The organism is Arthrobacter sp. T572 (genome assembly GCF_056780115.1).
The window spans coordinates 1,490,881-1,515,168 of record NZ_JBRAZQ010000002.1; the positions used below are offsets into that span (position 1 = coordinate 1,490,881).

Sequence of the window (24,288 nt, forward strand, 5' to 3'; positions counted from 1 at the left end):
CTAGAACGCCGAGCCGATGGACGTCAGGCGAGACCCTTCTTTCCCCTCATAGCGGTTTGCGGGGCGTTCCAGGCCGTAGTGTCCGCGCAGGGTCGAGGCAGTGTATTCGGTACGGAACAGGCCTCGCTGCTGGAGGATCGGCACCACCTGGTCCACGAATACTTCCAGTCCCGATGGCAGGACCGGGGGCATGATGTTGAAGCCGTCCGCCGCGCCGGCCACGAACCAGTCCTGGATCGCATCCGCGACCTGCTCGGGGGTGCCGGAGAACGTGCGGTGTCCGCGGCCACCACCCAGGCGGCCGATCAGTTGCCGCACCGTCAATTGTTCGCGCCGGGCCAACTCCACGATCAGCGTGTAGCGGCTCTTGGCGCCTTCGATGTCGTCCTCGGACGGGAGGTCTGCGGGAAGCTGCCGGTCCAGGGGAAGGTCCTCGGGGGACAACCGGAGTGTCTTGGCCAGTTGTTCCCGGGCGTATTCGGGCTTGATCAGTTCATCGAGTTCCCGTTCCAATTTCAATGCCTCGGCCTCGGTGGAACCGATCACGGGGACGATGCCCGGGAGGATTTTGATGCCCTCAGGATCGCGTCCCACGGCCAGGGTCCGGGCTTTCAAGTCCGAATAGAAGGCCTGTGCATCGGCCAGGGTCTGGTGGGCCGTGAACACTGCCTCTGCGTAGCGGGCGGCCAGCTTGCGTCCATCCTCCGAGGAGCCTGCCTGGACAATCAGCGGGTGGCCTTGCGGTGAGCGCGGAACATTGAGGGGACCGCGGACCCGGAAGTGCTTGCCTTCGTGGTCGATGGTGCGGATGGTCCCGCCGTCACCCCAGACACCTGCTTCCTTGTCCGCCAGGATCGAGTCGTCCTGCCAACTGTCCCAGAGTTTCTGTGCCACCTCGATGAACTCTGCCGCGCGTTCATACCGGACGGCATGGGCGGGCTGGTCGTCAACGCCAAAGTTCCGGGCGGCGTCGGGACCTGCGGTGGTGACGACATTCCAGCCTGCCCGGCCTCCGCTGACCCAGTCCACGGAAGCGAAACGGCGGGCGAGGTTGAAGGGCTCGTTGTAGGTTGTGGACGCTGTGGCAATGAGGCCGATCTTCTCCGTGGCTCCGGCCAGGGCGGTCAGCAGCACGGTGGGCTCCAGCTTCCCGGCAGGGCGGCGCCCCACTTCGCCATACAGGACGGGGGAGTCGGCGAAGAAGATCGAGTCGAGCTTGCCGCGCTCGGCGGTCCTGGCCAGGTGCTGGTAGTGCCCGATCCTGGTCACTGCCAGGGGATCGCTTTCCGGCAGGCGCCAGGAGGCTTCGTGGTGTCCTGTGCTCATCAGGAAGGCATTGAGGTGCAATTGGCGTTCGGGAGCAGCCATGGTTTTCTCCTCGGATTTGTCGGATGGGGTGCTTTGGTGGGGGATTGCCGGGCCGGCGGTGTGGCAACTCAAGCACGCCCGGCGAGGAAGATGCCAGCGCCGGGACACAAGCCTGAAACGGCGGGAAATCCTGCTTCACCCGGCGCAACCGGACTCAACGCAAAGCCATGCAAAGCAACAAGCCGGTACCTCCCGCCGTCGTGGATTTTCGTTAGATTACTGATAGTTCGGTCACGGAAAGCGGCTTTTGGCGCAATCGGCACCGGAGGTGCCACTACCATTGACTGGTGCTTTCGCCGATTACCATCCGCCCCGCCCTGCCCGAAGACTACGACGCCGTTGCCCGCATCACGCTCGATTCGTACGTCACGGCGGGGTACTACGGCAGCGCAGACCACCCGTACCTTCAGGAACTGAAGAACGTCGCCGGCAGGGCAAAGCATGCCGATGTCCTGGTGGCCGAGCGCGACGGCGAAATCATTGGCTCCGTCACGGCCGCACCCGCAGGCGGAGGATTCTCGGACATCGGGCTCGAAGGCGAACTGGAACTGCGCACCCTCGTCGTGGACCCGGCCGTGCAGCGTTCCGGGGCCGGCCGCGCCTTGGTGCAGGCCGTCGTCGAGCAGGCCCGGGCGACCGAAGGAATCGACGCCGTATGCCTCACCACCGGTGCCACGTGGGAGAGCGCCAATGCCCTCTACCAGCGCACCGGCTTCGACCGCGCCCCCGAGCGTGATTGGTTCGTTCCGGGTACCGACATAAAGCTGTTCGTTTACAGGCTTGAGCTTTCCCAGCCTTAAAGTTTTCCTCGGATACCCCGGCAACAGGCCGGGAAGCGACAGGAAAGGCGCCGCAATGCGCAAGACGTACGGCTCGGGCTCGGTCTGGGAGCAGACCCTTGGCTACTCACGTGCAGTCCAGGTGGACAACACTCTTTTCATCTCCGCTACGGCGGCTTCCGGACTGGTTGATGGCCAACAGGCGATAGTTGGTGACGACTTCTACTCCCAGACCAAGTACATCCTCGAAAAGCTCGGCGCCGTCCTGGAAGAAGCCGGTTTCTCCTACGAGGACGTTGTCCAGTCCAAGCTGTACCTGACGGACATCAGCAAGTGGGAAGACGCCGGCCGCGCACACGGTGAGGTGTTCGGGGAGATCCGCCCCACCCTTTCGCTGGTCCACGTCCTGCCGTTCCTCGACCCGCAGATGCTCGTGGAAATCGAACTCGTAGCCCAAAAGCCCGCGTAAGCACCCAACTGGGTCGCATTTGTGCGCGTTTTGAACGCTGAAAACGCGCACAAATGCGACCTACATGGGTTAGCCGGGGATGCCGTATCGGTGTTCCGGGCGGCCTGTGGTTCCGTAGCGTAACTGGATGTCGACGGCGCCATCGTCCGCAAGCGAGGACAGGTATCTTTGCGCCGTGGCCCGGGAGACGCCGACCCGGTCCGCGACTTCGGCGGCCGAATACTGCTCTCCCGGCAGCAGTGACTCCAAAACGGCCGCCTCGGTGGCCGACCGCGGTTTGGCCGACGGCGTGACGTCGCCCGGAATGAGCGCCCGCTTGGCGCGTTCGATGCTCATCTGGTCTACGCTGGCCTGCTGCCCCAGGATCCTGCGGTACCGGGCATAAGACCGCAATTGCTGGGACAGCGACTCGGCGGTAAAGGGCTTGAGCAGGTAACCAAGCGCTCCCCGCCGCAGCGCCACCCTGATGGACCGGGCATCGGAGGCCGCCGTCAGCATCACCGCGTCCACGTCCAGTTGGCCCAGCAAATCCAGCCCCGAGCCGTCCGGCAGGTAGACGTCCAGCAGCACCAAATCCGGCCTCAGGCTGTGGATGGCCTGCAGTGCCTGCGATACGGATCCGGCGGGAGCCAGAGCCATGAAGCCCGCCACCGAATCCACGTAGGCCGCGTGCAGCCTGGCCACGTGGAAGTCGTCGTCAACGATCAACACCCGCAGGTCCTCAGCCATCGCTCTCCTTTTCCGGCGTTGCGCCGGCTCCGTTGTCCGTGCCGCCCGCTGCCATGACTCCCGGGATGGAGGCCATGAAGACGGCGCCCGGCCCACCTTGTGTGCCCGTGTCCAGGATGCGCACGTCTCCGCCCCGGCGCCGCGCCAATTGTCGCACCAAAGCCAACCCCAGGCCCTGTCCGGCACCGGCACGCACCGGTGCCTCCGCCGTCGTGAATCCCTCGGCGAAGACCTCATCGGGATCCAATGCGCCCAGTCCGTCACCTGAATCGCCCACCACCAGGTGGAGGGTACCGCCGTTCCCGGTGACGTCATCCAGGAGCTCCACCTCCACCCAGCGCTCCGCGGCGGAACCGGCGACGGAGGCGTTCACGGCGTTGTCGATCAGGTTGCCGAGCACTGTGGTGACATCCTGCGGGTCGGCAACGTGCCCGCGCACCAGCGTCTCCGGACCGATTTTCAACACCACGCCGCGCTCGGAAGCTTCCACGCCTTTGGCCCCGATGAAGGCCTGGAGGTAGGTGTCCTGGAGGAGTTCGGCCTGCTCCACGGGGAACTTGAGCGGCCCGGTTGCGGAGATCCTTGCCAGGTACTCCTTGGCCTGCTCATGCTGGCCGATGCTCATGAAACCGGCGATGGTATGCAGTTGGTTGGCGAACTCGTGCCGCTGGGCACGGAGGGCTGCGGACATGGTGCCCACGGCGTCCAGCTGGCGCGTCAACTGCTGCAACTCGGTGCGGTCGCGGAGCATCACCACCCAGCCGAGGTCTTCTGTGCGGTGCCATGCCTTGCGGGCGCTGGCCACCAGGACGCGGTCTCCGGCCAGTACCTCAACGGCTTCCGCGTCCTGCGCGGCGGGTCGGGTCAGCTCCTTCAGCGGGGCAGGAACAGGGGCTGAGTTCCATGCCTGTCCGGTGGCGTCGGGCATGTCCAGCAGGCGGGCGGCAGCTGCGTTGAAGACGGAGATCCGGCCGTCGGCGGCGATGCCGATCACGCCCTCGTCCACGCCTTGGAGCACGGCTACCTGGTCGTGGACCAGGGTGCTGATTTCTTCCGGTTCCAGTCCCAGGGTGAGTCGCTGAAGCCGGCGGCGGAGAAGGAACGACGCCAGGACGCCGGCCAGCAGGGCGCCGCCTGCTGTCACCGCGATCGGGATGATGTCGCGGGCCAGGCTCTTGCTGAGCGATTCCACGGAGTAGCCCACGCTCACTTCACCCACGATCGGGCCCTGCCCGTCAGTGCCGCCGGCGCTGCCCGTGCCGGGCGCGTAGACGGGAACTTTCGCTCCCGCGGACGGACCCAGGGTGCCGGTATTTCGGGTGGTGGTTTCCTGGCCGCCCAGTGCAGCGGAGGGGTCGGTGCTGACGCGTTCGCCCAGACGTGCGGGCTCAGGGTGGGCCAGGCGCAACCCGGTCTCGTCCGTGATGACCACGAACAGGGCACCCGTGCGGACCCGGGCTGCCTCGGCGGCCTGTTGCAACGGCCCGGCGGCGAGCACCGATGCCGGGGGAGTGCCTTGCTCCTTGCTGATGTCCTGGACCTGGGCCCGGACGTCGGGATCCGCGGCCACGGTCCTGGCCAGGGTGAGGGCCTGGTTCTCGGCCTCGTTGCCGATCCGTTCGTACACGAGCCAGGCGTGGACGGTGCCGCTGAGGAGGACCACCAACAGGACCACCCCCAACTGCAGCAGGAGTGTTTGGGTGGAGAAGCGCATGCTCACCCGGTTGAACCGCGGCACCCTTGCTCCTTTCCTCCACTTCCATTGAAGCATTGAGCAGAATGCGCAAAACGCTCTCAATGATCACTATTCCCATCAATCGAGCGAAACCCCCACCCGTGACCGGCGCCACTATAGCGTCTGTTGTGCGCATCACACTGAAGTGGCGCCTACAGAGAAGTAAGGAGCAGGCCGTGCTGGTTTTGCTTGGATTCGCAATGATTGCGGTCTTCATGGTCCTGATCATGACCAAAAAGTTGACGCCGGTCCTGGCGCTGATCATCGTCCCTACCGTCTTCGGCCTCTTCGCCGGCGCCGGCCTCGGCATCGGCGACATGGTGATGGACTCGATGAAGTCCATGACGTCCACGGCCGCGCTCCTGATGTTCGCCATCATCTACTTCGGCCTGATGATCGACGTCGGACTTTTCGACCCCCTGGTCAAGTTCATCCTGCGCAAGCTGGGCAACGACCCCGCCAAGGTGGTGCTCGGCACCGCCCTCCTGGCCGCCGCCGTATCCCTGGACGGCGACGGTTCCACCACCTTCATCCTCACCACGGCAGCCATGCTCCCGGTCTATCTGAGGCTGAAGATGAGCCCCGTGGTCCTTACCTGCGTTGCAGGCCTTGCCAACGGCACCATGAACATCCTGCCGTGGGGCGGCCCCACCGCCCGTGCCGCCACAGCCCTGCACCTGGACGTCAACGACGTCTTCCTCCCCATGGTTCCGTCCCTGGTCGCGGGACTTGCGGTGGTCCTCGTCTTCGCCTGGCTGCTCGGCCTCCAGGAGCGCAACCGCCTCCGTGCCACCGCCCCGGAAATCTGGGGTGACGTCGCAGATCCCTCGGACGCGTTCGACGGCGGCACGACCGGCGGCGGGTCCGCCACCGTCGGCTCCGCCAAGGGTGCTTCCGGCTTGGGCCGCACCGCCGGTAAGCCCGGCACCGGTGGAGGTGCCGGCGTCGCGGTCCTCGACCAGGACACCGCTACGTTGGTGGACGAGCACGATACCGCCATGGCGGACACCGCGCTGGATCCCAACCGGTCCACCCTCCGTCCCAAGCTCTTCTGGTTCAACCTGGGGCTCACGGTGGCCGTCATGGGCGTGCTGATCGCCAACATCGTCCCCCTGCCGTATGTGTTCATGGTCGGCTCCGCGATCGCCCTGCTGGTGAACTTCCCCAAGGTGAAGGACCAGGGTGCCCAGCTGATCGCCCACGCGCCATCGATCGTGGCCGTGGTCAGCATGGTCATGGCTGCTGCAGTCCTCACGGGCGTCCTCAACGGCACCGGCATGGTCAAGGCAATGTCCGAGTGGCTGGTCCAGATCATCCCGTCCGACATGGGACCCTTCATGGCCGTCATCACCGGCCTGTTGAGCATCCCCATGACGTTCTTCATGAGCAACGACGCCTTCTACTTCGGTGTCCTCCCCGTCCTGAGCGAAACCGCCGCCCATTACGGCGTCGGGGCAGCAGACATGGCCCGCGCATCCATCACCGGCCAGCCGTTCCACATGCAAAGCCCCCTGGTGCCCGCCATCCTGCTGCTGGTATCCCTGGCCAAGGTGGACCTGGGCGACCACCACAAGAAGGTCCTGTGGCGGTCGGCAGCCATCTCCGTGGTCATGCTGGCAGTGGGCATGCTGACCGGAGCGATCGCGATCGGCTGAGCCCCCAGGTGCCGACGGGCAGCAGAGCCGGACATGGTCCGCTCTGCTGCCCCGTTTGGTTCAAGGGGACCCCAAGCCAAGTAGACTGGTCCGGAAAACCAATTGAACTTTGCAGGGGAGATCCATGGCTGCGATCAACCGTGACGATGTCGCGCATCTTGCGCGTCTGGCTCACATCGAAATGAGTGACGAAGAACTGGACAGGATGGCGGGCGAGCTTGCTGTCATCGTGGATTCGGTGAAGTCCGTGAGCGAAGCCGCCGGCGACGACGTCCCGGCCACGTCCCACCCGATTCCGTTGAACAACGTGTTCCGCGAGGACGTCGTGGGCCACACGTTCACAGCCGGCCAGGCGTTGTCCGGTGCTCCCGATGCTGCCGAAGACCGCTTCAAGGTCCCCGCGATCCTGGATGAGGACTAACACCATGACTGAGCTGAAGAACGAACTCATCCACCACTCCGCTGCCGGCCTCGCAGCCAAGCTCGCTGCCCGTGAGGTCTCCGCCGTCGAGGTCACGCAGGCGCACCTGGACCGGATCGCCGAGGTCGATGGCCACGTCAACGCTTTCCTGCACGTCAATACCGAAGAAGCACTCTCCGTCGCAGCTGAGGTGGACGCTGCCCGGGCCGCAGGTGAAGACCTTCATGCGCTGGCCGGCGTGCCCATCGCCGTGAAGGACCTGATTGTCACCATCGGGCAGCCCACGACTGCCGGCTCGAAGATCCTTGAGGGCTGGCACAGCCCGTACGATGCCACGGTCATCAAGAAGCTGCGCGCCGCGAAGATGCCGATCCTGGGCAAGACCAACCTCGACGAGTTCGCCATGGGGTCTTCCACGGAGCACTCCGCCTACGGCCCTACCCGCAACCCATGGGATCTCGACCGCATTCCGGGCGGATCCGGTGGTGGCTCTGCCGCTGCCGTCGCCGCCTTCGAAGCGCCGCTGGCCCTGGGCACCGACACCGGCGGTTCCATCCGCCAGCCCGGTGCCGTCACCGGAACCGTCGGCATGAAGCCGACGTACGGTGCCGTGTCCCGATACGGCGCGATCGCCATGGCCTCCTCCCTGGACCAGATCGGCCCGGTCTCACGCACCGTGCTGGACTCCGCACTGTTGCAGGAAGTCATCGGCGGGCACGATCCTTTCGACTCAACCTCCCTGACGGATCCCTTCAACAACCTGGTGGAGGCTGCCCGCGTGGGCAACGTCGCCGGACTGAAGATCGGCATGATCAAGGAACTGCACGGCGAGGGGTACCAGGCCGGTGTCGAGAACCGGTTCAAGGAATCCCTGCAGCTGCTCAAGGATGCGGGCGCCGAGATCGTGGAGGTGTCCTGCCCCAACCTCAAATACGCACTGGGTGCCTACTACCTGATCATGCCGTCCGAGGTTTCCAGCAACCTGGCCAAGTTCGACGGGGTCCGCTACGGCCTGCGCGTTCTGCCCACCGACGGTCCCATGACCATTGAACGCGTCATGGCAGCCACCCGCGCCGCCGGCTTCGGCGACGAAGCCAAGCGCCGCATCATCCTGGGTACCTATGCCCTGAGCGCCGGCTACTATGACGCCTACTATGGCTCCGCCCAGAAGGTCCGGACGCTGGTCCAGCGCGACTTCGATGCCGCGTTCGCGCAGGCGGATGTCCTCATTTCGCCGACCTCTCCCACCACTGCGTTCAAGCTTGGCGAGAAGCTGGACGACCCGCTGGCCATGTACCTGAACGACGTCGCCACCATTCCCGCCAACCTGGCAGGCATCCCCGGGCTTTCCTTGCCGGGCGGCCTTGCCGACGAGGACGGCCTGCCCGTGGGCATCCAGCTCCTGGCCCCGGCCCGCGGGGACGCCCGCCTTTACCGGGTTGGTGCCGTGCTCGAATCGATCCTTGAAGACAAGTGGGGCGGTCCCATCCTGGCCCAGGCGCCTGACCTGAAAACCGCAGCCCTTGGCTCTGCAGCCACCACCGCCGGAGGTTCCAACTAATGTCCGTCGACGCAATCGTCAGCTTCGAAGAGGCCATGGAGAAGTACGATCCCGTGCTGGGGTTCGAGGTCCACGTGGAGCTCAACACCAAGACGAAGATGTTCTCCTCCGCCCCCAATGTGTTCGGTGACGAGCCCAACACCAACGTCAACGAGGTCGACCTCGGCATGCCCGGTGTCCTGCCCGTGGTGAACAAGGCGGCAGTTGAGTCGTCCATCAAGATCGGCCTGGCCCTCAACTGCAAGATCGCCGAGTCCTGCCGTTTTGCCCGGAAGAACTACTTCTACCCGGACACTCCCAAGAACTTCCAGACGTCCCAGTACGACGAGCCGATCGCCTATGACGGCTACCTGGACGTAGAACTCGAAGACGGCACGGTGTTCCGCGTGGAAATCGAACGTGCCCACATGGAAGAAGACGCCGGCAAGCTGACCCACATGGGTGGCGCGGCCGGTCGCATCCAGGGTGCCGACTACTCGCTGGTGGACTACAACCGGGCCGGTGTTCCGTTGGTGGAAATCGTGACCAAGCCGATTGAAGGCGCCGGCAGCCGTGCACCGGAACTCGCCAAGGCCTACGTCGCCGCCATCCGCGAGATCGTGAAGAACCTGGGCGTCTCCGATGCCCGCATGGAACGGGGCAACGTCCGTTGCGACGCGAACGTGTCACTGCGCCCGCACGGCCAGGAACGCTTCGGTATCCGCTCCGAGACCAAGAACGTGAACTCGCTGCGCGCCGTCGAGCACGCTGTCCGCTACGAGATCCAGCGGCACGCAGCCGTACTGGACTCGGGGCAGCCGGTAACCCAGGAGACCCGGCACTGGCACGAGGACACCCGGTCCACCACCTCGGGCCGCGCCAAGTCCGACGCCGACGACTACCGCTACTTCCCGGAACCGGACCTGGTCCCCGTGGTTGCATCGCGCGAATGGGTCGAAGAGCTCCGTGCCACGTTGCCCGAACCGCCGGCAGAGCGCCGCAAACGCCTCAAGGAAGCCTGGGGTTACTCCGACCTGGAATTCCGTGACGTGGTGAACGCCGGTGTCATGGACTCCATCGAGGAGACCGTGGCCGCGGGTGCCAGCGCCGCCGTGGCGCGCAAGTGGTGGATGGGCGAGATCGTGGGCCGTGCCAAGGTTGCCGATGTTGAGCCGGCCGAGCTCGGTGTCACCCCGCAGACCATCGTGGAGCTGAACAAGCTGGTGGAAGCGGGCAAGATCAACAACAAGATGGCCGGACAGGTCCTTGACGGTGTGCTCGCCGGTGAAGGTACGCCGGAAGAGATCATCGAAAAGCGTGGCCTCGCCGTGGTTTCCGACGACGGTCCGCTCCTTGAAGCGATCGACGCAGCGTTGGCTGCGCAGCCGGATGTCGCGGAGAAGATCCGTGGCGGCAAGATCCAGGCCATCGGCGCCATTGTTGGCGGCGTCATGAAGGCCACGCGTGGCCAGGCCGACGCCGGCCGTGTCCGGGAGCTCATCCTCGAGAAGCTCGGGGTAGAGGGCTAAGACCCTCCTCTCACCCAACTGGGTCGCAGTTGATGCCGTTTTGAGCCCTCAGAACGGCAACAACTGCGACCCACTTTTTCTTGGTCAAGGGGCACAATTAACCCATGGCCACCCTTTCTCCAGGCCTTCGCAAGGCCCTCCTCGCAGGCGGCATCGCCGTCGCCGTGACCGCCGGTGGAACAGCGGCAGTCTGGGCGGGCACCCAGCCCAGCCCGTCGCCGTCGGGCACGTCCGCCTCACCGGGCCCGTCCGAAACCCGGGGCAACGGCAATGCGCCGCCCAAATCCACCGCCAAGCGCGGGCAAGCTCTTCATGGCGAGCACGTGGTGAAGGACGCGGACGGAACATTCAGGACGCTTGTTACCCAGCGGGGGACCATCGAGTCCGTCAACTCCACGGACATCACGGTGAAGAGTGAGGACGGGTTCACGCAGCGGTACGCCATCACCTCCGACACAAAGATCTCCACGGTTCCCGCCGACACGGTGCGGCCCCGGAACGGACGTGGCAATCCCGGCCTGCCTTCGGCCACTGCAGCCGAGCTGAAGTCCGGCGACACCGTGCAGGTCTCCGGAACCAGGAACGGCGGGACTGTCAGCGCCACCAGGATCATCGCCGGAGATCTGGACGCGCTCCGCGGCCAAGGCCACAAACGCGGGCACGGCCCCAAGTAGCTTTAGAGAGCCACGGTCCTGAAGCCCAGGTTCCCGCTGGCTGAATCCGGGGTGTTGGAACTGCGGGCCGCCACCCGGTAGCGGTTGCAGTACGAGTCATGGCACAAATAAGAGCCGCCCCGCATCACCCTGCCCCGGCCGATGGTGGGCCCCTGCGGATCGTGGACGGTGCCGGAGGCCAGGCATGTCTGGTAGTACTTCGGCAGGAACCAGTCGCTGCACCACTCCCAGACGTTGCCGCTGGTCTGGTAAAGGCCGTAGCCGTTGGGTTCAAACCAGCGGGCCGGTGCCGTAGTGAGGTAGCCGTCCTCCTGGTCGTTGCGGACGGGAAATTCCCCCTGCCAGATGTTGCAGTGGTGGCGCGCGCTTCCGACCGCGTGCCCGTTGTGGAGGGAATCTCCCCACGGGTAACGCCGGCCCTCCACGCCGCCGCGTGCTGCGTACTCCCATTCGGCTTCCGTGGGGAGCCGCCGGCCAGCCCATGCACAGTAGGCCAGGGCATCGTCATGGGACACATGGGTCACCGGATGGTCCGGGACTTCGGTCCAGTGCGACAACGGGCCGGCAGGGTGGGCCCAGTTCGCTCCGCGGACATTAAGCCACCAGGGGACGTCGTTGACCCGGTTGAGGATGTCCTGCTCTTTGGCCTTGACCGCCAGATGGAACACGGCAGAGGTCCCGAAGGTCTCTGATTCCGTGCGGTGGCCGGTGGCTTCCACGAACTCCGCGAACTGCTGGTTGGTCACTGTGGTGGCGCTGATGCGGAAGGCCGAAACGGATACAGGATGGACCGGGGCCTCGCCGTCGCCGGCGTTGCCTTCGTTGAAGGCGTCACCCATGGCGAACGTTCCGGCGGGGACAGGGACGTCGTTTGCGCTCACGGAGGCGGAAGGTACGACGCCGGTACCCGCCATGGGGTGGCCGCCCGCCGTGCGCTGTGCCGGCGTCAGCTCCGGCGTCGTACTTTTCCCGGAGCCTGCGCCCGGACTGCAGCAATCTGCCATGTCAATCCTCAGTCTGATTCCGTGCGCTGCCCGCGTGTTCCGCAGCGGTAGCGCACCTCTTTCCGCCATGCGCACCCGATCCACAGCGGGAGCGCACCCCTTTCCACCACGCGCACCCGTTCCAGTGGGCGCGCCGGGCGGAAACGGGTGCGGTCCCCGCCGCGAGCCCCTTGGGCATGCTGACGAGAATTCTACAGGGGGCAGCACAAAAGTGATGAAAAGTGATTTTTAGAACCGGTTTCAATCATGATCTTGCAAACGCATGGCACCTCCCTTATGGTTTGTTAAACGGTTAACGAGCGTGGTGCGGATCACACTAATGGTTTTCGCCCGGCACACGAGGAGACAGTATGAACTCGACAACGGAACAGGCTCCGGTCGCGCCGGCCGCCGGCCGGGTCGCGGCAGCACAGGGCAATGGTGCCCCGGCGGCCAAGCCGGGAAAACCCGGAGGGGGCGGGCGCAAGGGCAGCAGGACCCCTGCGCAGAGTTTCCGCGCGCGGTTCCGGCGTGACAAGCAGATGCTCCTGATGATGGTGCCGGGTGTGGCATTCCTGCTCGTCTTCTTCTACATCCCCATCCTGGGGAACGTCATTGCTTTCCAGGACTACCAGCCCTACCTGGGGATCGGGGACAGCCTGTTCGTCGGCTGGCAAAACTTCACGGATCTCTTTGCCAACCCGGACTTCATCCATGCGTTCTGGAACACCCTTTACCTGGCCGCGTGGCAGTTGGTCTTCCTCTTCCCGGTACCGCTGGTGCTGGCGCTGATCGTGGACTCACTCATCAGCACGCGGGTGCGGCGGATCTTCCAGAGCATCGCCTACCTTCCACACTTCCTGTCCTGGGTCCTGGTCATCGCCTTCTTCCAGCAGATGCTCGGCGGCGCGGGGTTCGTCAACAACGTGTTCCGGGACTGGGGCATGGAGCCGATCCCGTTCATGACCAACCCGGAAACGTTCCCCGTGCTGGTAGTGGTGCAGATGATCTGGAAGGACGCCGGATGGGCCATGATCATCTTCCTGGCAGCCCTCGCCAGTATTGATGCCTCGCTCTACGAGGCCGCCGCGGCCGACGGCGCAGGGCGCTGGCGCCGCATGTGGCACATCACCCTCCCGGGCCTCCGGCCCGTCATCGTCCTGCTGCTGATCCTGCGCATCGGAGACATCCTCTCCGTGGGCTTCGAGCAGTTCATCCTGCAGCGCGATGCCGTGGGAGCCGGGGCAGCCGAAGTGCTGGACACCTTCACCTATTACACCGGCGTGGTAGGTGGTGGCTGGAGTTCAGGCGCAGCGGCAGGACTTGCCAAAGGCGTCGTCAGCGCGCTGCTGATCTACGGCGCCAACAAACTTGCCCACCGCTTTGGCGAAGACGGAATTTTCGCAAAACAAGCGCGCTGAAGGCCACGCAGGCCCGCAGCTGCCGCACAAGGAGAACTTCATGGCAACAAGACTTTTCACCAGGAAACCACGGGAGCTGAGCTACAGCCCCAAGCGTCCGGTATGGAAGGAGCGCCCCTCCGCCCTGTACCAAACAGTCAAGGCGGTGGTCCTGGTGGCCTTCAGCCTGTCCATCCTCACGCCCATCCTGCTGGTGGTCTCCACCTCGCTGGCGGACAACCAGCAGCTGGTGGAGGCCGGTGGGTTTGTCCTGTGGCCCGAACGTCCCACGCTGGAGGCGTACGCCACCATCTTCAAGGGACCCATGGTGCTGCAGTCGCTGGGAGTCAGTGTGCTGGTGACGGCAGTGGGAACCATCCTGGCCCTGTTCGTCACGATCACCATGGCTTACGCCACGAGCCGTTCGGTGCTGTTCGGCCGGCCGGTAGTGCTGGCGGTGCTGTTCACGCTCCTGTTTGCTCCCGGGCTGATCCCGTCCTTCCTCATGATCCGGCAGCTTGGACTGCTGGACTCGTTGTGGTCACTGATCCTGCCGGGCATCTTCGGCGCCTTCAACTTTGTGGTGATGCGGTCGTTCTTCATGAATATCCCCGGTGAACTGATCGAAAGCGCCAGGATCGACGGCGCCAACGACTGGCAGATCCTGTGGCGGATCGTCATGCCGTTGTCCAAGGCCGTAATCGCAGTGGTCGGCCTGTTTTACGCCGTGGGTTTCTGGAACTCCTTCTTCAACGCACTCCTGTACATCAACGACCACAGCAAGTGGCCCATTCAATTGCTCCTGCGCAACTTCGTAGTGCAGGGCAGCGGTGCTGCGGACCAGCTTGGCATCACCACCACACCCCCGCCGCAGTCCATCCAGATGGCCGTGGTGGTGGTGGCGCTGGTGCCAATCCTCATGGTCTACCCGTTCCTCCAAAAGCACTTCGCCAAGGGCGTCATCACCGGCGCCGTCAAGGGCTAGCTCTCCGCACCAACCTCGTCACGATCACCTAAGAACACATCACCAGAAAGGGTCATGCTATGACCAGCACTACCTCAGGACAGGCGGGCTTCAGCCGCCGCGGTTTCCTCGGCCTCGCCGGCCTGGCCGTCACTGCCGTTGGATTGTCCGCATGCGGCAGCGGTGGAGGGGCCGGGAACGGAGGCGCCGCAGCCTCCGCCTCGGTGAAGCTGCCAACCTACAAGGAATTCACCGGCGTGACCCCGGACCTGCCCGGCAATGCCAAGGGTCTCCAGGCCGGATACTTCAAGCTGCCCGAAGCCGTGCAGTCAGTAAAGACCCCGCCCCTCAAGGGCAAAGTCAGCGGCCTGACCGAAACGTTCGACACGATGAGCCCGGGCTTGAAGGACAACCCCTTCTGGCAGCGCCTGAATGCGAAACTCGGCGGCGACCTCGAACTGCAAATCGCCGAGGACATCGGGGATGGCTACCCGGCCAAGTTCGCTACGGTCCTGGCGAGCAATGAGCTGCCGGACATGATGTGGGTTCCGCCCAACCAGGGCATCCCCAACGTCGGGCCCATGCTGGAGGCCAAGTTCCAGGACCTCACGCCCTACCTCTCCGGGGACGCCGTCCTTGAGTACCCCAACCTGGCCGCACTTAAGCCGGATTCCTGGAAGACCGCCGTCGTGAATGGCAAAATCTGGGGTGCTCCCATCCCCAGCACCCCGTTCGGACAGGTCTACGTAGGCAACCACAACGTCTGGGAAGAGGTGGGCGGGTTCGAGGCCGCCTCGGCGGACGAATTCCTGGAGAAGGCCAAGGAGCTGACCCGGCCGGGCGAACAGAAGTACGCCCTGGAGCCTGCCTACATCAACGCCCTCCACATGGTGACCGAATGGTTCGGGGCCCCCAACAGCTGGGCCGTCAACAAGGACCGCACCCTGACGCACCTGTATGAGACCGATGAATACTTGGCCGGCGTGGAGTTCACGGCCAGGATGTTCGCGGCAGGCGTGTTCTACCCCGACTCAAAGGCCGCGGACATCCGTACCAGGGTGGCCAATGGCAGCGTGGCGGCGCAGGTGGTCAGCGGCCCCCACGACATCCGCAGCTACCGTGCTTTGAGCAAGAATACAAAGTTCGACATCCTCATCCCCTTCAGCGCGGATGGCAAGGTCAAGCCGGTATATGACATGGGCTACGGCACCGTGGGATTCACACCGTTCAAGAAGGCCGACGAAGGCAAGATCCGCGAGCTGCTTGCCCTCATCAACTACCTCTCCGCCCCGTTCGGCACGGTGGAGTACATGCAGAAGAACTTCGGCGAGGCCGGCCAGGATTACACGCTGGACGGCAACGGCAACCCGGTACGCACGGAGACCGGCACCACCAACGCCCCGGGGCTGGTTTCGGCCCTGAACATCATGGCCAGCCCTGAAAACGTCATCTTCAATCCCGGCTTTGACGATGACACGCGCTACGTCAACCAGCAGGAACAGAAGCTCCTGGAGATCGCCTGGCGCAACCCCACCAACGGTACTTACTCGGACACCAACGCCAAGGTGGGCGCCAAGATCACCAAGCAGCTCCGGGACAAGGTGGTGGACATCATCACCGGGCGCGCCAAAATCGACGAGCTCAAGGACGCGGTCAAGCGCTGGAAGAGCGAGGGCGGCGACAAGATGCGGGACGAATACCAGGCCGCCTTGGACCCCAACGCGCCGGTGTTCCGGAGCTAGCCCGCGTCAAGGGACTAGCCTCTACACCACGGGTAACGGACACCACATCTTCAACCAGGGGGAACCATGGCAAAAACAAGCAGTACCGGCGTCAGGCCCACCATCCGTATGGTGGCTGAACTTGCCGGCGTCTCCACCGCCACGGTTTCGTATGTGTTGTCGGGCCGCCGCGGTGATGGCGGTCCCGGTGTTTCAGACCCGACGGCGGAAAAGGTCAAGGCAGCTGCGGAGCGGCTCGGGTACCGACCAAACCAGGCGGCCCGTGCCATCCGCACCGGACGCACCAACACCGTGATCCTCTCGCTGACCATGCTGTCCGATCCATGGTCCCTGTCGGTCATCGAAGCGGTCCAGCGTGCTTCGGAGCCGCTGGGCATCACGCCGATGATCCTCGGCGACGCAGACTGGGTGAAGGTGCTCGGGACGCACAATGCCGACGCGGTGTTCGTGGATGCCGTCCGGGCCGGGGAGCGGGACGCCCTGCGGAAGCTGGCACAGCACGGCACCACCCTGGTGGTCTTTGACGAGGAGCTTGAGGCCGACGGATTCGACGTCATCCGTTCCATCGCCGGGCCGGGTTGCCGGATGGCGGTGGAGCACCTGCTGCACGGCCACCGGAGGGTCGCCTGCCTCACCCCGGCTACTTCGGCGGGGACGTCCGGGGGTACCAGGTACCGTGCCTACGCCGAGGCCCTGGCTGCCGCCGGGATCGCTGAGCGCGGGGATTACGTGGGGCTCTTCGATGGAACCTCGGCCGGGGCATATGCGGCCACCACCCGCCTCTTGGCGCTTCCGGACCGACCCACCGCCATCTACGCCACCACGGACTATGCCGCCGTCAGTGCGATCAACGCCGCCCAACGACTCGGGCTCGCTGTTGGGAAGGACGTAGACATCATCGGCGTCGGCAACACCGTGGAGGGGGAGCGGATGTCACCGTCCCTGAGCACAGTGGGTCCGGTGGACTTCTTCGACAAACTGGCCCACCTGCTCCTGCAGCGGGCCACAGACCAGGGCGGCCCGGAAACACCCACCGTCCTGGACTTCCCCTGGCACCTGTTCGTGAGGGAATCGGCGCCCCATCGCAGCGCCGCCAACAGACACAACTAACAACCAGCAGAAAGAACCTTGTACACCATGGAAAAGGATTTGAAGGTCGGCATCGTAGGTTTCGGCCTGCGCTCAGGGCTGTGGAAGCACGCCCACAAGCCGGGCGAAGGGTCTGAGGTCACGATCGTGTGCGACCTCAGCGAGCGCGGCCGGGCGGATGCCGCCGACCGCATCCCCTCGGCCCGCATCACCGCCGACCTCGAGGAGTTGCTGGCCGCCGGGTTGGACGCCGTCATGGTGCTGACACCCGACAACCAGCATGCCGCCGTCGCTGTCCGCACGCTGAAGGCGGGAATCCCCACGTTCTGCGAGAAGCCGTTGGATGTCACGGTCGAAGCTGCAGATCTTGTCCTGCAGACGGCGTATGAAACAGTGACCCGGCTTTATGTCGGGCACAACATGCGGCACATGCCGGTGGTGGTCCAGATGCGGCAGCTCATCGAGGAGGGCACCATCGGCGAGGTCAAGGCGATCTGGTGCCGCCACTTTGTGGGTCATGGGGGCGATTTCTACTTCAAGGACTGGCATGCCCAACGCGCGAACGTGACCTCTCTGCTGCTGCAGAAAGGTGCCCACGACATCGACGTCATCCATTGGCTGGCCGGCGGTTACACCAAGCGCGTCGCCGCGGTGGGGGACCTGGCTGTGTACGGCGGGGTGCCGAACCGCGGCAACAATGACGGCAAACGGATGGGGGATTGGTTCTCCCTGGACAATTGGCCGCCGACGGAGCAGAAGGACCTGGCCGAGGTCATCGATGTGGAGGACATCTCCATGATGAACATGGTCCTGGACAACGGCGTGCTGGCCTCCTACCAGCAGTGCCACTTCACTCCGGACTATTGGCGGAACTACACCATCATCGGCACCAAGGGCCGGATCGAGAACTTCGGCGATGGCCCGGGGGAGACCATCAATGTGTGGACCTCCCGGACGTCCGGGCGGGGGGAGCCTGACCAGGTGATCACCATCCAGGACGGCGATGGCGGGCATGGCGGAGCCGATCCGCGGCTGGTCGAGGAGTTCCTGCGGTTTGCTGCGGAGGGCGGCGCCACCCAGACCAGCCCCGTTGCGGCGCGGCAGGCGGTGGTCGCCGGCATCCTCGCGGCCGAGTCTTTGCGCGGCGATGGCTCCGCCCGGGAGGTGCCGGAGTTGCCCGCCGGATTGGTGGAGTATTTCGACGCCGGCCAGCCCGCCCTGGTCCGCGACTGAACCACCCCCGCGTACCCAACTGGGTCGCAGTTAAGCGCGTTTGAGCGCTCAAAACGCGCACAAATGCGACCTAGTTGGGTGAGGAGAGCCCGGTCATGACGGTTTGAAGTGACTCGCACACCGTCATGACCGATTTCCGCTTAAGGGTCTCCGGACGGGCCAGGATGTCGATCTTGCGCACCGAGTTCACCCCGGCAAGGGGACGCAGCACCACGCCGGCATCCAGCACCCGCCGCGCGGTGAACCTCGGCAGCAACCCGATCGAACCCCCTGCGGAAACGAGGGCCGCCACCGTTGAATAGTCGTTGATGCGGTGCAGGACTTCCGCCGGGCGTCCGCTGACAGCCACGACGGCGGCCAGCACGTCCGCGGGCGAGTACCCGTCGCGGCTGGTCACCCACGGTTCGTCGACGACGTCGGCAGGCTCGAGTTCGCGCCGGGACGCCAGCGGGTGTCCTGCCGGCAAAGCAATGTCCAGTGGCTCGTCCGCCAACGGGATCACCGCCACCTTGTCTTCCGGCCATGGCGGGCTGTTGTCCATCCTGTGGGCCAGGACAAGATCGTAGCGGGCCACCAACCCCGGGAAATCCTCCTGGGCCACATCCTCATCGGAGAGTCGCAGCAGCGGCGACGCACCGCCGTCGGACGCTTTTTGCGCGCGGAGCAATGCAGCCAAGGGCGCGAACAAGGCTTGGCCGGCGCTGTGGAACGCGCTCACGCTGACAGTCGAGTCCGGAGCTTCGTGGTACGCGCCGATTGCGGCCCGCGCGTCTGCCATGGCATTGACGACGGCGGCACCCGCCTCCGCGAGGACGCGGCCTGCGTCAGTGAGCACCAAGGCGCGGCCTTCCTTGCGGGTCAGCGGCACATCAACGGATTTCTGCAACAGGGCCAATTGCTGCGAAACCGCGGAGGGCGTGACCATGAGGGTCTCCGCCACGGCTTTTACGCTGCCCAGGTCGCCGAGTTCGCGGAGCATCTGCAGCTGATGAATTTCCATTAGCAAATGCTAAATCGTTGATTGAGAAGAATCTAGTTGTGCTAAACCATGCGTGGGTCTTCAATGGACTCAGCAGCAACGAAGCACCCAGCCAGTGAGGAACCCCATGAAGGCTCTCTACAAATCCGGACCCCACGAAGGGTTCGAACTCGTCGATCGGCCCGAGCCCGCAACGGGCCCGTCCGACGTCAAGATCCGGGTCATGACCACCGGCATCTGCGGCACCGATCTCCATATCCAGAGTTGGGATGCCTGGGCCCAAAGCATCATCCAGACTCCGCTCATTGCCGGGCACGAGTTCTACGGAGAAGTGGTGGAAATCGGCGAGGACGTGCGCGATGTCAAGGTCGGCGACCGCGTCTCCGGCGAAGGCCACGTGGTCTGCGGGATCTGCCGGAATTGCCGCGCAGGCCGCCGGCAAATGTGCATCCACACGGTTTCCGTGGGCGTGCAGCGCGATGGTGCGTTCGCCGAATACGTCGTGATCCCGGAGACCAACGTCTGGGTCCACCACGACGAATCCGTCACCCCCGAGCTCGGTGCCATTTTCGACCCCTTCGGCAACGCCGTGCACACGGCGCTGAGCTTCCCGCTGGTCGGTGAAGATGTCCTCATCACGGGCGCCGGACCCATCGGCCTCATGGCCATTGCCGTGGCGCGTCACGCAGGGGCACGCAAGATCGCCATCACCGACGTTTCGGCGCCGCGCCTGGAACTGGCCCGTCAACTGGGCGTGGACCTCGCCGTCGACGTGTCCAGGATGCGCGTCCGCGAGGCACAGCAGGAGCTGGGCATGCGCGAAGGCTTCGATATCGGCCTGGAAATGTCGGGACACCCCACGGCGCTGCCTGAGATGATCGACAACATGAACCACGGCGGACGCATCGCCATGTTGGGATTGCCCAGCCAGTCCATCGACATCGACTGGGGCAAGGTGGTGACCCACATGCTCACGCTCAAGGGCATCTACGGTCGCGAAATGTTCGAAACCTGGTACGCCATGAGCGCCATGCTGTCCTCCAACCCTGTGCTGCACCGCAACATCTCGGCCGTTATCACCGACAAGCTTCCCGCCACCGAGTGGGAGAAGGGCTTCGAGATCGCCCGCAACGGCGTAGGCGGCAAAGTGGTCCTCGACTGGACTGAACTCTAGAACCCTCAGGAGCAATTCAATGTACTCAGCCATCAAAGACCAACTCCAGGGCGAACTCGAGGAGATCCGCAGCGCCGGGCTCTTCAAGACCGAACGCCACATCGATTCCCCGCAGGCAAGCCACATCGCCGCGGGCCAGCTCGGGCAGCCGGCCAACCAGGTACTGAACTTCTGCGCCAACAACTACCTTGGCCTGGCCGACCACCCGGAGATCATCGCCGCTGCGAAGTCCGCCATGGACGAGCGCGGCTTCGGCATGGCTTCCGTTCGGTTCATCTGCGGCACCCAGGACCTCCACCTGGAACTTGAGTCCCGCGTTTCGGCCTTCCTCGGCACCGAGGACACCATCCTTTTCTCCAGCTGCTTCGATGCCAATGGGGGAGTCTTCGAGTCCCTCTTTGGCCCGGACGATGCCATCATCTCCGACTCCCTCAACCACGCTTCGATCATTGACGGCATCCGGTTGAGCAAGGCCAAGCGCTTCCGTTACGCCAACCAGGACATGGCAGACCTCGAAGCCAAGCTCCTTGAGGCCTCGGGTTCGCGGCGCAAGATCATCGTCACCGACGGTGTGTTCTCCATGGACGGCTACCTCGCACCCTTGGAAGCGATCTGCGACCTCGCCGAGAAGCACGACGCCCTGGTCATGGTTGACGACTCCCACGCCGTGGGCTTCATGGGTTCCACTGGTGCCGGGACGCCCGAGCACGCCGGAGTCTCGGACCGCGTGGACATCTACACCGGTACCTTTGGCAAGGCGTTGGGCGGCGCTTCCGGTGGCTATGTTTCCGGCCGCGGCGAGATCGTCGCGATGCTGCGCCAGAAGGCCCGTCCGTATTTGTTCTCCAACTCCCTTGCGCCGGCGATCGTGGCTGCCACTCTTAAGGCCCTGGAACTCGTGCAGGGTTCCGGTGAGCTGCGGACGCGCCTGTTCGAAAACGCTGCCCTGTTCCGTCGCCGGATGAGCGAGGAAGGTTTCGAACTGCTCGACGGCGAGCACGCCATCATCCCGGTCATGTTCGGTGACGCCGTGGTTGCGGCGCGCATTGCCGACGAGATGCTGTCCCACGGCGTCTTCGTCACCGCCTTCAGCTACCCCGTGGTCCCGAAGGGCGCGGCACGGATCCGCGTCCAGCTCTCCGCCGCGCACAGCACGGACGACGTCGAAGCGTGCGTCCAGGCGTTCGTCAAGAGTCGCGACGCCGTCGCCTGACACGGGCAGAACCGATGCTGGACCCCACCACCCTCTCTCACCGATAACCCCCATTGGTGCGTCCCTCTCTCACCGATAACCCCCTTTGGCCGAACGCTCTCTCACCGATAACCCCCTTTGGTGCGTCCCTCTCTCACTCCCCTCGGGCAAGTGAGAGAGGGACGCCTAGGAGGGGGTGTTTGGTGAGAGAGGGACGCCTAGGAGGGGGTGTTTGGTGAGAGAGGGACGCCCAGGAGGGGGTGTTTGGTGAGAGAGCGTCTGGAAGGATGGAACCATGGCTTCGAATTATGACGTGGTAATCGTTGGCGGTGGGATCGCGGGACTGTCCCTCGCATCAGCCCTGGGGAAAGAGTGCTCAGTCGCCCTGGTGGAAGCCGAGCACACCCTGGCCTTCCACACCTCCTCACGTTCAGCCCGCCAGCTGATTCCCAGCTACGGTCCGCCCGTGGTGCAGGAATTGACTATCCGCACCTTGGAGCTGATGAGGGCAAGAGACGAAAACCTTCCCGAACCGGTCCTGACTCCGCGTGGTTTCATGCTGGTGGGTGACGAAGAAAAGGTCAAAGCAGAAGCCAGCGGCAACATGCACACCATCACGCATGCCGAGGCACTCCAGCTCTGCCCGGTCCTCAAACCGGACTCTTTCACTGCAGCAGGCCTGGACAGTGGATCGTATGGCTGCAACGCACCCTTGTTGCTGGACGACCACCGCAAACGGGCTGAAGCGGCGGGTGTCGACATCTTCACCGGAGCGCGCGTCCACTCCGCACAACGCATCGGCAGCGGCTGGGAGGTGGGCGCCGGCACCGAAGGCTTCCAAGCCGGCGTCGTGGTTAACGCCGCGGGCGCGTGGGCAGATGAACTGGCCGTCATCAGCGGCGTCGAAAAATTGGGACTCCAGCCGTACCGCCGGACCGCGGCGATCGTCAATGTCAGAACGCCTCTCGCCCCGCAAACGCCCATGGTCTGCGCCGCGGACGATTCCTTCTACTTCCGGCCCGAAGGCGGCCAGGTGCTGGTGTCGCCGTCCGAGCACGTTCCCAGCGGCGCTGAAGATGCCAGGCCCTACGCCGGAGACGTGGACAAACTCATCGACACCCTCAACACCGTGACCACCCTGGGCATCGACTCGGTGGACCGTTCCTGGACGGGCCTGCGGACCGAAGCCGCGGACGGGATTCCCGTGGTGGGGTTCGACGCCGAGGCCCCCGGCTTCTTTTGGCTGGCCGGCCAGGGCGGTTACGGATTCCAGACTAGTTCCGCGGTAGCAGAACTGGCGGCAGGCCTCATCCTTGGCGAAACAAAAGCCGGCAGTCCGGAATCCCGGACAGCGGAGCAGCTCGCGGCGGTCCGCTGGTCCATCCGGCGCTGAACAATAGGGACATGACACCAGCCAGCACCCTCATCACCAACATCGGCGAACTGATGACCCAGGACCTGGATCATCGGGTCCTGAAAGACGCGGCGATCGTGTTCGAAGGCGAGCGCATCTCCTGGATCGGTTCCAGCGCCGACGCCCCGGCGGCTGATGACAGGATCGACGCCGAGGGCCGCGCCGTCCTGCCGGGCTGGGTGGACTCGCATTCCCATCTCGTTTTCGCCGGCGACCGCACCGCCGAGTTCGAGGCACGCATGGCCGGGGAGAGCTACAGTGCTGGCGGCATTGCCGTGACCACGGGCGCCACACGAAGTGTCAGCGACGAGGAGCTGACCCGGCTGGTCAAGGGCCGCGTAGAAGAGGCGCTCTCGCAGGGCACCACATATCTGGAGAGCAAGACCGGATACGGCCTGGACGTGGAGAACGAGGCCCGCAGCGCCCGGATCGCGGCCGAGCTGGTGGATGAGGTCACCTACCTTGGCGCCCACCTCGTCCCCGCTGGGGCAGACCCCGAGGAGTACACGGACCTGGTTTGCGGTGAAATGCTCGACGCCGTCCTGCCGCACGTCCGCTGGGCGGATGTCTTTTGCGAGACCGGTGCCTTCACCGAGGACCAGTCCCGCAGGGTGCTCAAGGCGGCCCAGGCCGCAGGGCTGGGACTGCGCGTGCACGGCAACCAGTTGGGCGAGGGCCCGGGCGTTGCGTTGGCCGTGGAGTTTGCCGCCGCGAGCGTGGACCACGTGAACTATCTTTCCGAAGCAGACATCAAGGCGCTCGCTGAAACCTGGTCAGGTTGGGACGCCCGGTCAGGCATCGGCGCAAAAGGCACCGTGGCCACGTGCCTGCCCGCCTGCGACCTGTCCACCCGGCAACCCCTGGCCCTTGGCCGGGAGCTGATCGACGCCGGCGTCCAGATCGCGCTCGCCGCGAATTGCAACCCCGGTACCTCCTACACGAGTTCCATGGCGTTTTGCGTGACGACGGCGGTCCTCCAGATGCGCTTGAGCGTCCACGAGGCCGTCCGGGCGGCGACGTACGGCGGCGCCTTGGCGTTGGGCCGGGAGTCCGGGAACGACGTCGACGGCGAACGGGCGGTGGGCTCGCTCGCCGTCGGTCATCGCGCGGACCTGCATATGCTCAAGGCGCCCTCAGCGACGCACCTGGCCTACCGGCCGGGAATTCCGCTCACGCACTCGGTGTGGCGGGCCGGCCGGCAGGCTTTCTAGGAGCGGGG

Annotated in this window: 21 protein-coding genes; 16 read left to right on the top strand and 5 right to left on the bottom strand. The window is 64.9% G+C overall.

What is annotated here, in order from left to right:
• Positions 1 to 1,368: an LLM class flavin-dependent oxidoreductase gene (locus ACUYMZ_RS07965; RefSeq protein WP_442423429.1), complete on the bottom strand. Its 1,368-nt coding sequence runs from the start codon at positions 1,366 to 1,368 to the stop codon at positions 1 to 3.
• A 287-nt stretch (positions 1,369 to 1,655) separates the two neighbouring features.
• Here ACUYMZ_RS07965 and ACUYMZ_RS07970 point away from each other — a divergent pair, with 287 nt between their 5' ends.
• A complete protein-coding gene (locus tag ACUYMZ_RS07970; RefSeq protein WP_442423428.1) occupies positions 1,656 to 2,168 on the top strand; it encodes a GNAT family N-acetyltransferase in 513 nt (170 codons plus the stop codon).
• Positions 2,169 to 2,223: 55 nt separating this feature from the next.
• A complete protein-coding gene (locus tag ACUYMZ_RS07975) occupies positions 2,224 to 2,616 on the top strand; it encodes a RidA family protein (RefSeq protein WP_426006671.1) in 393 nt (130 codons plus the stop codon).
• A gap of 69 nt (positions 2,617 to 2,685) precedes the next feature.
• Here the strand turns inward: ACUYMZ_RS07975 and ACUYMZ_RS07980 are convergent, their stop codons facing one another.
• Both ACUYMZ_RS07980 and ACUYMZ_RS07985 read right to left on the bottom strand, forming a co-directional pair.
• Positions 2,686 to 3,345, bottom strand: coding sequence for a response regulator (locus tag ACUYMZ_RS07980; protein ID WP_426006673.1), 660 nt, complete (start codon positions 3,343 to 3,345; stop codon positions 2,686 to 2,688).
• Entirely contained in the window at positions 3,338 to 5,059 is a 1,722-nt protein-coding gene (locus tag ACUYMZ_RS07985) for a sensor histidine kinase (protein ID WP_481605838.1), read from the bottom strand. Before ACUYMZ_RS07985 ends, ACUYMZ_RS07980 begins: the two co-directional genes overlap by 8 nt.
• A 197-nt stretch (positions 5,060 to 5,256) precedes the next feature.
• Here ACUYMZ_RS07985 and ACUYMZ_RS07990 point away from each other — a divergent pair, with 197 nt between their 5' ends.
• The 5 genes from ACUYMZ_RS07990 (at position 5,257) to ACUYMZ_RS08010 (ending at position 10,899) form a co-directional block, all read left to right on the top strand.
• Complete coding sequence (locus tag ACUYMZ_RS07990; protein WP_481602677.1) at positions 5,257 to 6,735, top strand: CitMHS family transporter; 1,479 nt, start codon at positions 5,257 to 5,259, stop codon at positions 6,733 to 6,735.
• Between the two features lie 124 nt (positions 6,736 to 6,859).
• Positions 6,860 to 7,156 (top strand): Asp-tRNA(Asn)/Glu-tRNA(Gln) amidotransferase subunit GatC, encoded by a 297-nt coding sequence (gatC, locus tag ACUYMZ_RS07995; protein WP_426006676.1) that lies wholly within the window; start codon positions 6,860 to 6,862, stop codon positions 7,154 to 7,156.
• Positions 7,157 to 7,160: 4 nt separating this feature from the next.
• Complete coding sequence (gatA, locus tag ACUYMZ_RS08000; protein WP_481602678.1) at positions 7,161 to 8,717, top strand: Asp-tRNA(Asn)/Glu-tRNA(Gln) amidotransferase subunit GatA; 1,557 nt, start codon at positions 7,161 to 7,163, stop codon at positions 8,715 to 8,717.
• A complete protein-coding gene (gatB, locus tag ACUYMZ_RS08005) occupies positions 8,717 to 10,225 on the top strand; it encodes an Asp-tRNA(Asn)/Glu-tRNA(Gln) amidotransferase subunit GatB (RefSeq protein ID WP_426006678.1) in 1,509 nt (502 codons plus the stop codon). The genes gatA and gatB overlap by 1 nt, the downstream gene beginning before the upstream one ends.
• Positions 10,226 to 10,329: 104 nt before the next feature.
• Positions 10,330 to 10,899 (top strand): DUF5666 domain-containing protein, encoded by a 570-nt coding sequence (locus tag ACUYMZ_RS08010; protein WP_481602679.1) that lies wholly within the window; start codon positions 10,330 to 10,332, stop codon positions 10,897 to 10,899.
• 2 nt (positions 10,900 to 10,901) lie between these two features.
• Here the strand turns inward: ACUYMZ_RS08010 and ACUYMZ_RS08015 are convergent, their stop codons facing one another.
• Positions 10,902 to 11,903, bottom strand: a complete 1,002-nt coding sequence (locus ACUYMZ_RS08015; RefSeq protein WP_481602680.1) for a formylglycine-generating enzyme family protein — start codon at positions 11,901 to 11,903, stop codon at positions 10,902 to 10,904.
• A 350-nt stretch (positions 11,904 to 12,253) separates the two neighbouring features.
• Here ACUYMZ_RS08015 and ACUYMZ_RS08020 point away from each other — a divergent pair, with 350 nt between their 5' ends.
• The 5 genes from ACUYMZ_RS08020 to ACUYMZ_RS08040 all read left to right on the top strand — a co-directional run bounded on the left by ACUYMZ_RS08020 (position 12,254) and on the right by ACUYMZ_RS08040 (position 18,310).
• Positions 12,254 to 13,303 (top strand): ABC transporter permease, encoded by a 1,050-nt coding sequence (locus ACUYMZ_RS08020; RefSeq protein WP_481602681.1) that lies wholly within the window; start codon positions 12,254 to 12,256, stop codon positions 13,301 to 13,303.
• A 40-nt stretch (positions 13,304 to 13,343) separates the two neighbouring features.
• A complete protein-coding gene (locus tag ACUYMZ_RS08025) occupies positions 13,344 to 14,267 on the top strand; it encodes a carbohydrate ABC transporter permease (protein ID WP_481602682.1) in 924 nt (307 codons plus the stop codon).
• Between the two features lie 59 nt (positions 14,268 to 14,326).
• The gene (locus ACUYMZ_RS08030) at positions 14,327 to 15,988 is read left to right on the top strand and encodes a type 2 periplasmic-binding domain-containing protein (RefSeq protein WP_442423423.1); all 1,662 of its coding nucleotides are present in this window, start codon (positions 14,327 to 14,329) and stop codon (positions 15,986 to 15,988) included.
• 66 nt (positions 15,989 to 16,054) lie between these two features.
• Positions 16,055 to 17,098, top strand: a complete 1,044-nt coding sequence (locus tag ACUYMZ_RS08035) for a LacI family DNA-binding transcriptional regulator (RefSeq protein WP_481602683.1) — start codon at positions 16,055 to 16,057, stop codon at positions 17,096 to 17,098.
• Positions 17,099 to 17,116: 18 nt separating this feature from the next.
• Positions 17,117 to 18,310 carry a Gfo/Idh/MocA family protein gene (locus tag ACUYMZ_RS08040; RefSeq protein WP_481602684.1) on the top strand — a complete coding sequence of 398 codons (1,194 nt, stop codon included), beginning with the start codon at positions 17,117 to 17,119 and terminating at the stop codon, positions 18,308 to 18,310.
• A gap of 70 nt (positions 18,311 to 18,380) precedes the next feature.
• Here ACUYMZ_RS08040 and ACUYMZ_RS08045 read toward each other — a convergent pair whose 3' ends face one another.
• A complete protein-coding gene (locus ACUYMZ_RS08045) occupies positions 18,381 to 19,310 on the bottom strand; it encodes a LysR family transcriptional regulator (protein WP_442423421.1) in 930 nt (309 codons plus the stop codon).
• A gap of 106 nt (positions 19,311 to 19,416) precedes the next feature.
• Between ACUYMZ_RS08045 and tdh the strand changes: the two genes are divergently transcribed.
• The 4 genes from tdh (at position 19,417) to hutI (ending at position 24,280) form a co-directional block, all read left to right on the top strand.
• Positions 19,417 to 20,463 carry an L-threonine 3-dehydrogenase gene (gene tdh / locus ACUYMZ_RS08050; protein ID WP_426006690.1) on the top strand — a complete coding sequence of 349 codons (1,047 nt, stop codon included), beginning with the start codon at positions 19,417 to 19,419 and terminating at the stop codon, positions 20,461 to 20,463.
• Between the two features lie 19 nt (positions 20,464 to 20,482).
• The gene (locus ACUYMZ_RS08055; RefSeq protein WP_481602685.1) at positions 20,483 to 21,676 is read left to right on the top strand and encodes a glycine C-acetyltransferase; all 1,194 of its coding nucleotides are present in this window, start codon (positions 20,483 to 20,485) and stop codon (positions 21,674 to 21,676) included.
• A gap of 274 nt (positions 21,677 to 21,950) precedes the next feature.
• A complete protein-coding gene (locus ACUYMZ_RS08060) occupies positions 21,951 to 23,048 on the top strand; it encodes an NAD(P)/FAD-dependent oxidoreductase (protein WP_481602686.1) in 1,098 nt (365 codons plus the stop codon).
• Positions 23,049 to 23,059: 11 nt separating this feature from the next.
• On the top strand, positions 23,060 to 24,280 hold the full coding sequence (hutI, locus tag ACUYMZ_RS08065; RefSeq protein ID WP_481602687.1) for an imidazolonepropionase: 1,221 nt from the start codon (positions 23,060 to 23,062) through the stop codon (positions 24,278 to 24,280).
• Positions 24,281 to 24,288 lie beyond the last annotated feature (8 nt).